Below are 13,051 nucleotides of genomic sequence, written 5' to 3'. Positions count from 1 at the left end.
CAGGGATGGAATTGATGAAAGATATTGTCGATCTCAATTGTGACATGGGTGAAGATTTCGGCCACTGGAAGCTCAGCGATGCTCCAGATGAAGAGATCATGGCGATCATTAGCTCTGCCAACATTGCGAGCGGCTTTCATGCGGGTGATCCCAATTCAATGGATCGTGTCGTGCGCCTTGCCAAAACCTATGGGGTAGGTGTTGGCGTTCACCCGGGCTATCGCGATTTGCAGGGCTTTGGTCGACGCTACATCAAGTCCAATAACGAAGAACTGATCAACGATATCATTTATCAAGTGGGTGCATTGCGTGAGTTTGCGCGCCGCCATGGCGTGCAATTGCAGCATGTGAAGCCCCATGGTGCACTTTATATGGAAGCTGCGGCAAACGAAGAGCTGTCGAAATGTCTGGTGGATATGTTGGCATCAACGTCAAGCACCACCATACTTTATTGCATGTCCGCATCCAAAACATATGAAGTGGCGCAAGCGGTTGGCCACCCCGTTGTGCGCGAGTTTTATGCGGACCGTGATTATGACCAATCGGGGTCAATTGTATTTCGGCGTAAAGTCGTGCGGCCGAAGCCAGAAGAGCTGGCGCAAAAATGCTTGCGCGCCTGCAAAGAAGGCGTGGTGACCACCATTGACGGTCAAGACATTGAGATTGAGTTTGAATCAATCTGTTTTCATTCAGATACACCCGGCGCAGTGGAAATAGGCGCCGCCATTCGCGAGGCCCTAGTGAGCGAGGGGATAACCATAGCCCCCGCAGCAACAGTTTTGGGCCACTAAATTATCTTGGGGAGGAAAATCATGGCAGACATTTTATCACCACTACCTGGCACCTTTTATCACAAGCCTTCGCCAGAAGAGCCACCATTTAAATCCGCAGGAGATGATGTGGCGGTTGGCGATACCGTCGGTTTGATTGAGGTGATGAAAACGTTCATCGAGGTCAAAGCTGAGGTTGCTGGAAAATTTGCCGCCTATAGTGCAGGCGATGCTGCACCGGTAACGGCTGGGCAAGCGCTCGCGGTATTGGAGGCATAAATGACCATCAAGCGGCTATTTATCGCCAACCGAGGGGAAATCGCAGTGCGGATTATCCGCGCCGCAAAGCAACTCGGCATCACCACCATTCAAGCCTATTCCGAAGCGGACAGCGACATGCTGGCTGTAAAACTGGCGGATGAATCCATCTGCGTTGGACCGGCAAAAGCGTCGGAATCCTATCTGTCAGTCGACAAAATGGTTGCCGCCGCGATTGAGAAATCTGCCGATGGCGTGCATCCCGGCTATGGCTTCTTATCCGAAAGCGCAGCTTTTGCGCGGGCGATTGAAGACGCTGGCATGGCATTTGTTGGTCCGGATGCGGATACGATTGACCGCATGGGGGATAAGGTGGCCGCGCGGCAAGCAGCTATGGCAGCTGGTGTGCCAGTGGTGCCTGGCTCGAAAGGCCGAGTGGACTCCGTACAAGAGGCTGTCGAAATCGCAGAGGAAGTGGGCTTCCCGGTGATGGTGAAAGCTGCCGCTGGCGGCGGTGGCCGCGGCATCCGCATTGCCGACGACGCAGAGGAACTCAAAAAGCTGGCGCCCCAAGCCCAGCAAGAGGCAGAAGCAGCATTCGGAGATGGTGGCCTATATGTTGAGCGCGCAATTCGCGCACCACGGCACATCGAAGTGCAGATCGTTGGTGATGGTGAAAATGCGGTGCACTTTTTTGAACGTGAATGTTCGCTGCAACGGCGTCGCCAAAAAGTATGGGAAGAAGCGGGTGCCTTTTGCTTGGATGAGCAAACGCGCGAAGATCTGTGCAATTCGGCCGTCGCCCTTGCCAAATTGGTGAAATATCGAGGCGCAGGCACATTGGAATATCTTTATGATGCCAACACTAATGAGTTCTTTTTCATTGAAATGAACACGCGAATTCAGGTGGAGCATCCGGTGACCGAAATGATCACCGATTTCGATTTGGTGCAAGAAATGATCCGCGTATGCGGCGGCGAAAAGCTGAGCGTGACCCAAGATCAAATCAAAAGAAATGGGCACGCGATTGAAGTGCGCCTGAATGCCGAAGACCCCTTTATGCAGTTCATGCCGTTCCCCGGCAAGGTGGGCGAATTGAAACTGCCGCACGGCGAGGGAATACGCGTCGATCACTTTATGTATGAGGGATATCAAATCCCACCATATTACGACTCCTTGATCGGCAAATTGATCGTGCACGGAAAAGATCGAGCAGATGCAATTGCCAAACTGCGCACAGCGTTGAACCAACTTGAAGTCGGCGGACTAAAAACAACCGCAGGACTGCACAAGGCACTCGCCGCAGATGTGAATGTGGCCTCAGGCGATTTCCATACCCAATGGTTGGAACCGTGGCTTGAAGCTGGAAATCTGCAAAAGAGTGCAAGTTGAGGGAGGTGGACATGAAAACAAGATATACCCATGGCGGGGACGAACACATCTATGTCGAAATTGACGATGAGATGTCGCTCGACGCGTTCTTTAAATCGCTCTCCATGAGCAATGCGGTGCGCGAAGCCAACATTCCGGGTGTTACCGAAATTTGCCCGGCAAACGCTTCGTTCCAAGTACGCTTTGACCCAGATGTCATCGAGCCAGAAGATATCATGGCCCGGATCAAGGATCTGGAACATAAATCAGAGGGCGCGGAAAAGAGGCTCACCACGCGCATTGTTGAGATTCCGGTTTTTTACAAAGACCCATGGACGCACGAAACCTTGATGCGGTTTAGAGAGCGGCATCAGGACCCAAGCGGTACTGATTTGGAATATGCAGCGCGGATCAACGGCTTTGATAGTGTCGACGAGTTCATTGAGGCACACCATTCGCAACCTTGGTTTGTGTCGATGGTTGGTTTCGTTTCTGGACTGCCGTTCCTCTATCAATTGGTAGAGCGCGAGAAGCAAATTGAGGTGCCCAAATATGTGCGCCCACGGACCGATACACCCAAACAAACAGTGGGCTATGGCGGCTGCTTCTCTTGCATCTATTCCGTGCGTGGCGCTGGCGGTTATCAAATGTTCGGCGTGACGCCAATGCCAATTTATGACCCCACCCAAACTGTGGCGCATTTGAAGGACTTCATGGTGTTCTTTAAGCCCGGCGACATTGTGAAATGGAAGCCAATCGATCGCGCTGAATATGACGCGACTTTGGAAGCGGTAGAAAACGGCACCTATGTCCCGAAAATTGCTGAAGTTGTTTTCGATTTGGACGAATTCAATGCCGATATGTCTGGCACAAACGCAAACTTGTTGGAGGCCCTAAATGACGCTTAATATCATCAATCCAGGCTTAGCCACCTCCATTCAAGACCTTGGTCGTCCGGGCTATTTCCATCTGGGCATTCCCATTGGCGGCGCGATGGATAGATTTGCACTGCGCGCGGCGAATATGCTGGTAGGCAATGATGAAGGCGCGGCTTGCTTAGAAGCTGTGTTCATGGGCCCCCAAATCGAATTTGGCGCGAACATGACGGTTGCCGTCACAGGCGCTGATCTTCCAATCACGCTGGATGGAGAACCAATAGAAGGTTGGACCTCCTTCGAGGTTAAAAAGGGTCAAAAACTCGCCTTTGGTTTTCTTAAATCGGGCGCACGCATTTACATCGCGGTAAGCGGTGGCATCACAACGCCAGAAGCGTTGGGCAGCCGATCAACATACCCCATTGGCGCTTTGGGTGGCATTGACGGAAGGGCCGTTCAGGCAGGCGACAATTTGCCGACAGGTGGCAAACTAGGCGCAGGGGCGGGACGCACCATTGCACCTGAGCTGCGGCGTGCTCCCTCAAATCCAGCAGAGTTGCGGGTTTTGCCGGGCCTTTATTGGCATCGGATTACGGAAGAGTCTGGTCGTCAATTCTTCGAAGATGAATGGCAAGTCGCGCCGGAAGCAGACCGGATGGGATATCGGTTTAAAGGCGGGCGTCCGCTTGAGTTCGTAGAGCGCGAACAGCCTTTCGGCGCTGGCGCTGATCCATCAAACATCGTTGATGGTTGCTATTCCTATGGTTCCATTCAGGTGCCCGGCGGCACGGAACCTATTGTTTTGCATCGAGACGCTGTTTCTGGCGGTGGGTATTTCACCCTCGGTGCGGTCATTTCTGCCGACATGGATTTCATTGGGCAACTGCAACCCAACACCCCAGTGAAATTTGTTCGTGTGGATTTAGCGGCGGCCAAAGCCGCGCGCAAGCAACGGCAGGACATGCTGAACGCGATACGACAAGAGCTCGACTAAGAGCCTGATACCCAACCCAAACGCAGTTTACTGCACTGAATTTATGAACTGACGGAGGAGGTCAGAACGATGAAACTCACCCTAAAAACACTTGGAATATTGGGGGCAGCGGCGTTGATGTGCGGCACAGCCACCGCGCAAGACGCATGGTATCCTTACGATGCGGAAGAAACCACTCCGGCCTTTTCGCCACAAGGCGAAATTAGCCCGATTGTTTATACGCCACTTGAAAAAGCAGAAAATCCTTGGAACATCTGCGTGTCATTCCCGCACCTTAAAGATGCCTATTGGCTGGGCGTGAACTATGGCGTTGTGGATGAAGCAAGACGCTTGGGCGTCAAAATGAACTTGGTTGAAGCTGGTGGTTACACCGAACTAAACACCCAGCTGAACCAAATCGAGGACTGCGTTGTTGGTGGTGCCAATGCCGTTGTGATCGGCGCGATTTCCGGCGACGGCTTGAACAATTTGATCGCCGAGATTTCAGGCATGGGCGTACCCGTTATTGATGTCGTCAACGGTGTGACCTCCAACGACATTTCCGCCAAAGCTCTCGTTTCATTCCGCACCATGGGATATGAAACTGGCGCTTATCTGGCCGCCAAACATCCGGCTGGCACAGACCCTGTAAAAGTGGGTTGGTTCCCCGGCCCAGCAGGTGCTGCTTGGGTGGAAGCCGCAAATGTTGGCTTTATGGAAGCTGTTAAAGGCTCTGCCGTTCAAGTGCTTGAACCGCGTTATGGCGATACGGGCAAAGAAGCTCAATTGAAACTTGTAGAAGATGTTTTGCAAGCTGATCCAGATGTACGTTATCTCGCTGGCACAGCCGTAACGGCAGAAGCAGCTCAGGGCGTTATCCGCGAACGTGGCTTGCAAGGCAAAGTGGACCTTTTGGCCTTCTACATGACACCAGGTGTCTACACTGGCATCAAACGCGGCTTCATTTTGGCAGCGCCAGCCGACAGCATGGTTATTCAGGGCCGCATAGCTATGGACCAAGCCGTGCGCATTCTTGAAGGCAAAGAGTTCAACAAGCATGTCGGGCCAAAAATCTTCGTGGTCGATCCAGACAATATCGACGACATCCCGCGTGCGAACATTCTCCCTCCCGAAGGCTTTGAACCTGTATTCAGCGTTGAATAAACCTTCTTAACCCCCAACTTGGGCTGGGCACAAAGCTCAGCCCATCTTTTGAGGCTGGTATTGTGGATCATTCAAATCTATTGGCCGTGAAGGGCCTAACCAAACAATATCCGGGTATTATCGCGCTTAACGAGGTGGATTTTGACCTGAGAGAGGGCGAAGTACACGTCCTGTTTGGCGAAAACGGTGCTGGTAAATCAACCCTGATCTCTATGCTTGCGGGTGCCACGCAGCCCACCGCAGGACAAATCTTGGTCAAGGGGCAAGAGGTTGAGTTTGATGATGTTTCTGCTGCGCAACGCGCGGGCATCTACACAGTGTTTCAAGAATTCTCTCTCATCCCGACTTTAAGTGTAGCTCAAAACATCTTTCTAGGTTGGGAGCCGAAAAAAGGACCATTTCTCAACAAAGCAGAAATGCGCAAAAGATCACGCGAAATGCTGGCTGAACTTGGGTTCGATATGAATCCAGATCAAATTGTTGCGCACCTTTCACGCGCCCAACAACAGATGGTGGAGATCACAAAAGCGTTTCATGCTGACATTGCCGTCCTCATTTTGGACGAACCAACAGCATCTTTGACAGACAAGGAAGTGGACCACCTGTTCGACTTCATTGAGCGGTTGAAACATAAGGGCGTTGGCATTGTCTATATCTCACACCGTATTCAGGAATTTGCACGCATTGCTGACCGCGTGACTGTTTTGCGCGATGGCGCAAAAGTTGGCGAAGTCGCAATGGCGGAAACAGATGACTCGGCCCTGATCGAAATGATGACAGGCCGTAAGATCTCAGAGATTTATCCAACAATTCAACATGAGCCGGGCGAAACCATATTGAAGGCTAAAAACCTCAGCACGTTCGGTGTGAACGATGCTTCCTTTGACGTGCGGCGCGGCGAAGTGCTTGGCATTGCTGGACTCGTTGGTTCAGGTAAATCACGCCTTGTGCGTGCCTTGATGGGGCTGGCGTCTCTAGATGCAGGCAAAGTCATGTTTCATGGCAAAGATATTTCCCATGACACTACCCAACAAATTATTCGCCAAGGTATACATTATTTATCGCCAGATCGGAAAACAGAGGGCTTAGACCTGCTGAAAACGTCCGATGAAAATTTGGCCGTCAACTTGGTGATGCTGGGCGACAACCAAGCAAAAGCAGGATTGGTGCGCTGGGCCAATGTCAAAAACGAAGTTGATGATATTACCTCCCGTGTTGAGCTCAATAGCTCTTACCGCACGAAGCCTGTTTCTCAACTTTCTGGCGGCAATCAACAAAAGGTGCTGTTTGGCAAATGTTTCGCGCAGCAGGCAGATATCTACATTTTTGATGAGCCGACCGTCGGCGTGGACATTGGTACACGAGCCGCACTTTATCGCCTTATTCAAGCCCTCGCTGAAAGCGGTAAGGCTGTGATCATTGTGTCATCAGACTTGCCAGAGGTGATGAACCTTTCGCACCGACTGTTGGTGATGGCACACGGAAAACTAACCGCACTTTTAGACGCAAAAGACTGCACCGAAGACAAAGTGCTGAAATATTTCTTCGATGAAAGCGGAGTGGACGCATGACAACTCAAGCAAAGAAAACCAATCTTTTAAGTCCGCTGCGGGCATTGTTTTTGAAGGTCGGCATCTTGCCTTTCTTCCTCGTAATTGCGGTCATTCTCTTTTCAATTTTGTCCAATCGGTTTTTGACCGGACAAAATCTGATCAATGTGGCACGACAATCAGTCTATTTGGTGCTGGTGTCCCTTGGGCAAATGATGGTGCTGATTTCTGGCGGCTTTGACCTGTCAGTTGGCACAACCATCGCACTCAGCTCTGTGGTGTCAGCACTCGGCATGGTGTGGTTCATTTCCATGTTCCCAGATTTGATCTGGTTTGGTGTGTTCTTCGGCATTGGTTCTGGCATGTTAGTCGCCATGTTAGTCGGCTTGGTCAACGGCGTAGGCGTTGCCAAATTTGAAGTGTCACCCTTTATCATGACTTTAGGTGTTTCCTCTGTAACCGCAGGTTTGGCACTGTTTTTGACAGGTGGGATTCCTGTTTCCAATCTGCCATTTGAATTTGCAGATGTGTTTGGCTTTGGCCGATTATTCGGTGTTCCAGTGCCTGTGGTGATCGCGCTCATCTGCATTGTGTGCATGTGGTTCCTCATGTCCCGCATGTCATATGGAACGCAACTCTATGCAGTGGGCGGCAACATCAAAGCCGCGCGTCTATCTGCAATCAATACAAATAGAACGCTTATCTCCGCCTATGTGATTTGCGCTTTCATTGCTGGCATAACGGGACTTTTGCTGACCGCACGGGTAGAATCTGGCGAAGCTAATTTGGGGGGAACAATGGCCCTTGAATCCATCGCCGCCTGTGTGATCGCCGGGGTGTCGCTTCGTGGTGGCATAGGGCGCGTGGAAAGCGTTGTGCTCGGTGCCTTCTTCATTGTGCTGGTGCAAAACGGCATGAATTTGGCACAAGTCAGCTCATACATGCAGATGGTGTTGCTCGGCATCCTATTGGTGCTGGCGGTGATTTTTGACCAAATCCGCTATCGCATGGTTTTGAGCGGGAAATAAGCGAAATACGGGTGCAACGGCCCGAAATATAGGAATTTCATGATGTTAAATACAGAAATCAGCGCACGTCGCGAAACAGCGATTTCGCGCGGGGTGGGCATGCAAACCCAGATTTACGCCGAACGGGCATTAAATGCTGAAGTTTGGGATGTGGAAGGACAACGCTATATCGACTTTGCGGCAGGGATTGCCGTGGTCAATACGGGTCATAACCATCCGAAAGTGAAGGCAGCGGTGACCAAGCAGCTGGATGCGTTTACCCATACCTGCCACCAAGTGCTGCCTTATGAAAACTATATCAGCCTAGCTGAGCGGTTGAACAATTTGGTGCCTGGTGATTTCGACAAGAAAACTGTTTTCGTGACCACAGGGGCTGAAGCGGTAGAAAACGCCATCAAGGTTGCGCGCGCTTACACAGGGCGACCTGCCGTGATTGCTTTTGGAGGCGGGTTTCATGGCCGGACCTTTATGGGGATGAGCTTAACGGGCAAGGTTGCACCTTATAAGCAGGGCTTTGGGGCCATGATGCCAGACGTATATCATGTGCCATTTCCAATTGATGTGCATGGGGTTTCAACCCGTCAATCACTAGATGCGCTTGAAAAGCTTTTTAAAGCCGATCTGGACCCGAAGCGCGTTGCGGCGATCATCTTTGAACCGGTGCAAGGGGAAGGCGGCTTTTACCCTGCGCCAAGCGAGTTGGTGCGCGAAATGCGCGCGCTTTGCGATGAACATGGCATCGTGCTGATTGCGGATGAAATTCAAACAGGGTTCGCACGCACGGGTAATTTGTTCGCTATGGAAGCCTATGGCGTGGCGGCGGACCTGACGACGATGGCTAAGGGCTTAGCAGGTGGTCTGCCGTTGGCAGGCGTATGCGGACGTGCCGACATTATGGACGCAGCGGGGCCGGGTGGCCTTGGGGGCACATATGGTGGCAATCCACTTGGCATCGCGGCAGCTCATGCGGTACTGGACGTGATCGAAGAAGAGCAATTGTGCGCACGGGCCAATCAACTCGGCTCTAAGCTAAAGCAACGGCTTGAAGCCATTCGACAAAATACGCCGGAAATAATCGACGTGCGCGGCCCCGGATTTATGGTGGCGGCTGAGTTCAACACGCCAGATGGCAAAGCGCCAAATCCAGAAATGACCAACCGCGTGCGGCAAGAAGCGTTGAAACGCAACCTCATCCTGTTGAGCTGTGGCGTTTACGGCAATGTTATCCGTTTCCTTGCGCCACTCACCATTGAAGATGAGATTTTTGCAGAAGCATTGGACATCTTGGAAGAGTCTATTCAAGCCGCGAGAGAGGTATGATGTTGGAATTAAAAGATAAATCACTGCTGGAAACGCGCACCTATGTGAATGGCGAATGGCAGCAATCTAACGAGCAATTTGACGTTTTTAACCCGTCCACCAATCAAAAGATCGCGTCTGTTAGTGACTCGAACGTTGACGATGTAAAGCGTGCGATTGAGTGCGCCTATGCTGCAAAAACTGAATGGGCGGCAAAAACAGGGAAGGAACGCAGCAAAATCCTGCGCGATTGGCATGATCTGATGGTGGAAAATGCGGATGATCTCGCCACCATCCTGACCGCCGAAATGGGCAAACCCTATGCGGAAGCGCGTGGCGAAATTCTTTATGGCGCGTCGTTCATTGAATGGTTTGCAGAGGAAGCAAAGCGGGTTTATGGCGACGTGATCCCCGGACATCAAGCGGATAAGCGCATTGTGGTGCTGAAGCAACCTGTCGGCGTTGTCGGCTCCATCACGCCTTGGAACTTTCCGAATGCCATGATCGCGCGAAAAGTGGCACCGGCCTTGGCTGTGGGCTGTACATTCGTGGCGCGACCAGCTGAACTGACCCCGCTTTCGGCATTGGCCATGGCAGTGTTGGCCGAGCGGGCGGGCATTCCCAAAGGCGTGTTTAATGTCATCCCCAGCTCCAATTCTTCCGCTGTTGGGAAAGAACTGTGTGCCAACCCAAAGGTGGCCAAAATCACCTTTACGGGCTCAACCCGCGTTGGCAAAATTTTGATGGAGCAATGCGCACCAACCATCAAAAAAATGTCGCTTGAACTTGGAGGGAACGCACCCTTTATCGTTTTTGATGACGCGGATATTGATGCCGCTGTTGAAGGGGCGTTGATCGCAAAGTTCAGGAACAGCGGACAAACCTGCGTTTGCGCCAACCGCCTTTATGTGCAGGCGGGCGTCTATGATCAATTTGCCGAACGTTTGGCGAAGCGTGTGGGTGAGTTTGCCGTTGGTGATGGTTTTTCCGGCGACGCCAATATCGGCCCGCTGATCAATGAAGCCGCGCTTGAAAAAGTCGAAAGCCACATTGCTGATGCGCTGTCGAAAGGGGCTTCAACTGCCGTGGGCGGCAAACGTCACGCACAGGGCGGGACATTCTTCGAACCAACCGTGTTGACCGATATGAACAATGACATGCTGGTGGCAGAGGAAGAAACATTCGGCCCAATTGCGCCCCTGTTTAAGTTCGAAACCGAAGTGGAAGTGGTGCAACTTGCCAATGATAGCGAATTTGGCCTTGCAGGTTATTTTTATGCCCGTGATGTATCGCGCATTTGGCGGGTGGCCGAAAAACTGGAAACAGGCATGGTGGGAATCAATACGGGTCTGATTTCAACGGAAGTTGCGCCTTTTGGTGGCATTAAGCAATCTGGCTTAGGGCGCGAAGGGTCAAAATATGGCACCGATGATTATCTCGAAATCAAATATATGTGCTTTGGCGAGATTAGTTGACGGCAACGAGATGGCATAAAAGAAAATGACCACCACCAAGCAAGCATTGGATTTCGAAATGAATGAAGCTCTGCCGAAAATCGTTGTTGTTGGTGGTGGTGCCGGCGGCCTAAATCTGGTCACACGCCTTAGTCGTTCGCTTGGTCGAAAAGGCAAGGCCGATGTCACGCTTGTTGATGAAAACTTGTCGCATATTTGGAAGCCTTCGCTGCATGAATTTTCCGCTGGCACAAAGGGGCCGGATGAGGAAATTAGCTTCCTAGAGCATTCCAATCGAAACGGGTATAAATTTCGCTTAGGCCGTTTTGCAGGCATAAATTATCAAGACCGACAAGTGATGCTTGATCCGGTGTTAAATGAGCAAAACATTGAATTGTCGCCCGCTAGAGCTTTGCTATATGATGTACTGGTCCTTGCAATTGGCAGTCGTTCAAACGACTTCGGCACACCTGGGGTGTCGGAGCATTGTCTGTTCCTCGACACGCCCACAGAAGCCAAGCGTCTGCAATCAGAAATATTGAACCTTTGTCTGCGGATGGAAACAGGCGCGCTTCATGTTGGTGATGAAAAGGTCCGCATCGCTATCGTTGGCGGTGGTGCAACTGGTGTCGAGCTGGCAGCAGAATTGCGTGAGGCAACTGAACAGCTGGGGCGCAATGGCATCGATTTGCTCCAAATTCCGGAGTCTGTCGGCATAACTGTGATCGAGGCGGCTGACCGGCTGGTGGCCGCATTGCCCAAAGCGCTTTCACAGAATGTGCTGCACGAACTTAACTCCCTAAACATTGATGTTCGCCTCAACACGCGGGTTGCCTCCGTGTCCGATAAATCGATCAAACTCGCCGATGGCGAAGATCTGAAAGCCGAGATCATTGTGTGGGCGGCAGGCATATTGAGCAACAAAGCACTTGCAACAGCCGTTGATTTGGAAATTGGAAGTCTGGGCCGCTTGAAAGTTCGACCCACCTTGCAGGCCACAAATCAGGACCATATTTTTGTGATGGGCGATGCCGCAGACTGCGAATGGGCAGAAAAAGGTCAGCCCCTTCCACCCAGAGCACAAGTCGCCTTTCAGCAAGCCGAGTTTTTGAACACACAGATCCAAAACGTGCTGTCAAATCGACCACTTAAAGATTTTACCTACAAAGATCATGGATCATTGGTCGCATTAAGCTCGAGCACAGCAATCGGATCTTTAATGGGAAGAGCCTTAGGCACATTCACAATAAAGGGCTGGCTAGCAAGACGCGCCTATAAATACCTACACTATCAGCACGAAGCGGCCGTGCAGGGGCACGCGCGGGCGCTGATAAGAACAGTTCTTTCCGTTGCAATGCGCCGCGTGCGCCCGCAATTGAAGCTTCATTGAGCGCGACCGACGCAAAGACGCATTTGAATAGGGTATGGTACACACTGGCGGTCAGTTTTTGGCAAGATCGCGCTATTTATAAAATGCTGAAAATACTGGCCTGCTTTGCATCATTTTGCGGTCCAGCCGCCATCTACTGCCAATGAGGCACCCGTGATTGATTTGGCCAGGTCACCGCACAGAAAGGCTGCCAATTCCGCGATTTCTTCGACTTCGACAAAGCGTTTTGTGGGCTGCGGCTGTAGCATGATGTTCTCGATGACATCCTGTCGACTTAAACCATGAACTTTACACTGATCTTCCAATTGATGTTCGACCAGAGGTGTCCAGACATAGCCGGGACAGATGGCGTTGCACGTGATCCCATCTTGCGCGTGTTCTAGGGCGGTAACCTTAGTTAGGCCCAACAACCCGTGTTTAGCGACCACATAGGCAGATTTATAGGATGAAGCCACAAGCCCGTGAGCAGAGGCGACATTTATGATCCGTCCCCATTTTTGCGCTTTCATGTGGGGCAGGGTGAGTTTGGTCAGATGAAATGCAGACGAAAGATTGATGTCAAGAATTTGCTGCCAAGCCTCAGGTGGGAACTCTGTGATCGGGGCGACATGTTGCACCCCCACATTATTCACCAGAATATCAATCGGCCCGAATTTTTGCTCGATTTCAAGCACGGCACCCTCAATTTTGGCGCGATCAGACATGTCAGCTTGAACAAAGTCGATGCTGCGCCCGCATATATCTCCTGCATGCAAATTGGGCAGGGGTTCGTCAGGAGCCTCATGGCTGTTGGCTATAACATGTACGCCAAGTGCGTGGAGACGTTGGCAAATGCCAAGTCCAATGCCGCTGGTGCCGCCAGTCACCAGTGCGCGCCTGCCATCTAAATTATCTATGCGATTTTTCATTGAATTCATGA

12 protein-coding genes are annotated in these 13,051 nt (G+C 51.5%); 11 read left to right on the top strand and 1 reads right to left on the bottom strand.

Annotated features, from left to right (window positions below):
• Positions 1 to 14: 14 nt before the first annotated feature.
• The 11 genes from ACP15Y_RS03320 to ACP15Y_RS03270 all read left to right on the top strand — a co-directional run bounded on the left by ACP15Y_RS03320 (position 15) and on the right by ACP15Y_RS03270 (position 12,132).
• Positions 15 to 791, top strand: coding sequence for a 5-oxoprolinase subunit PxpA (locus ACP15Y_RS03320; protein WP_424981578.1), 777 nt, complete (start codon positions 15 to 17; stop codon positions 789 to 791).
• 21 nt (positions 792 to 812) lie between these two features.
• The gene (locus ACP15Y_RS03315) at positions 813 to 1,049 is read left to right on the top strand and encodes an acetyl-CoA carboxylase (protein ID WP_424981577.1); all 237 of its coding nucleotides are present in this window, start codon (positions 813 to 815) and stop codon (positions 1,047 to 1,049) included.
• Positions 1,050 to 2,420 carry an acetyl-CoA carboxylase biotin carboxylase subunit gene (locus ACP15Y_RS03310; RefSeq protein ID WP_424981576.1) on the top strand — a complete coding sequence of 457 codons (1,371 nt, stop codon included), beginning with the start codon at positions 1,050 to 1,052 and terminating at the stop codon, positions 2,418 to 2,420.
• Between the two features lie 11 nt (positions 2,421 to 2,431).
• Positions 2,432 to 3,307, top strand: coding sequence for a 5-oxoprolinase subunit B family protein (locus tag ACP15Y_RS03305; protein ID WP_424981575.1), 876 nt, complete (start codon positions 2,432 to 2,434; stop codon positions 3,305 to 3,307).
• Positions 3,297 to 4,268, top strand: a complete 972-nt coding sequence (locus ACP15Y_RS03300) for a biotin-dependent carboxyltransferase family protein (RefSeq protein WP_424981574.1) — start codon at positions 3,297 to 3,299, stop codon at positions 4,266 to 4,268. The genes ACP15Y_RS03305 and ACP15Y_RS03300 overlap by 11 nt, the downstream gene beginning before the upstream one ends.
• Positions 4,269 to 4,337: 69 nt before the next feature.
• Entirely contained in the window at positions 4,338 to 5,411 is a 1,074-nt protein-coding gene (torT, locus tag ACP15Y_RS03295; RefSeq protein WP_424981573.1) for a TMAO reductase system periplasmic protein TorT, read from the top strand.
• Between the two features lie 62 nt (positions 5,412 to 5,473).
• The gene (locus tag ACP15Y_RS03290) at positions 5,474 to 6,982 is read left to right on the top strand and encodes a sugar ABC transporter ATP-binding protein (protein ID WP_424981572.1); all 1,509 of its coding nucleotides are present in this window, start codon (positions 5,474 to 5,476) and stop codon (positions 6,980 to 6,982) included.
• Entirely contained in the window at positions 6,979 to 7,989 is a 1,011-nt protein-coding gene (locus ACP15Y_RS03285) for an ABC transporter permease (RefSeq protein ID WP_424981571.1), read from the top strand. The genes ACP15Y_RS03290 and ACP15Y_RS03285 overlap by 4 nt, the downstream gene beginning before the upstream one ends.
• A gap of 42 nt (positions 7,990 to 8,031) precedes the next feature.
• Positions 8,032 to 9,309 carry a 4-aminobutyrate--2-oxoglutarate transaminase gene (locus ACP15Y_RS03280; RefSeq protein ID WP_424982453.1) on the top strand — a complete coding sequence of 426 codons (1,278 nt, stop codon included), beginning with the start codon at positions 8,032 to 8,034 and terminating at the stop codon, positions 9,307 to 9,309.
• Complete coding sequence (locus tag ACP15Y_RS03275; protein ID WP_424981570.1) at positions 9,306 to 10,763, top strand: NAD-dependent succinate-semialdehyde dehydrogenase; 1,458 nt, start codon at positions 9,306 to 9,308, stop codon at positions 10,761 to 10,763. Before ACP15Y_RS03280 ends, ACP15Y_RS03275 begins: the two co-directional genes overlap by 4 nt.
• A gap of 25 nt (positions 10,764 to 10,788) precedes the next feature.
• The gene (locus ACP15Y_RS03270) at positions 10,789 to 12,132 is read left to right on the top strand and encodes an NAD(P)/FAD-dependent oxidoreductase (protein ID WP_424981569.1); all 1,344 of its coding nucleotides are present in this window, start codon (positions 10,789 to 10,791) and stop codon (positions 12,130 to 12,132) included.
• 110 nt (positions 12,133 to 12,242) lie between these two features.
• On the opposite strand, the gene ACP15Y_RS03265 is transcribed toward ACP15Y_RS03270, so the two are convergent.
• Positions 12,243 to 13,049, bottom strand: a complete 807-nt coding sequence (locus ACP15Y_RS03265; protein ID WP_424981568.1) for a 3-hydroxybutyrate dehydrogenase — start codon at positions 13,047 to 13,049, stop codon at positions 12,243 to 12,245.
• Positions 13,050 to 13,051 lie beyond the last annotated feature (2 nt).

The organism is Maritalea sp. S77 (genome assembly GCF_049801075.1).
In the GTDB taxonomy this organism is placed as follows: Bacteria; Pseudomonadota; Alphaproteobacteria; order Rhizobiales; family Devosiaceae; genus Maritalea.
Note: the sequence above shows the minus strand (reverse complement) of the source record. Positions and strands in the feature narration are given on the sequence as shown.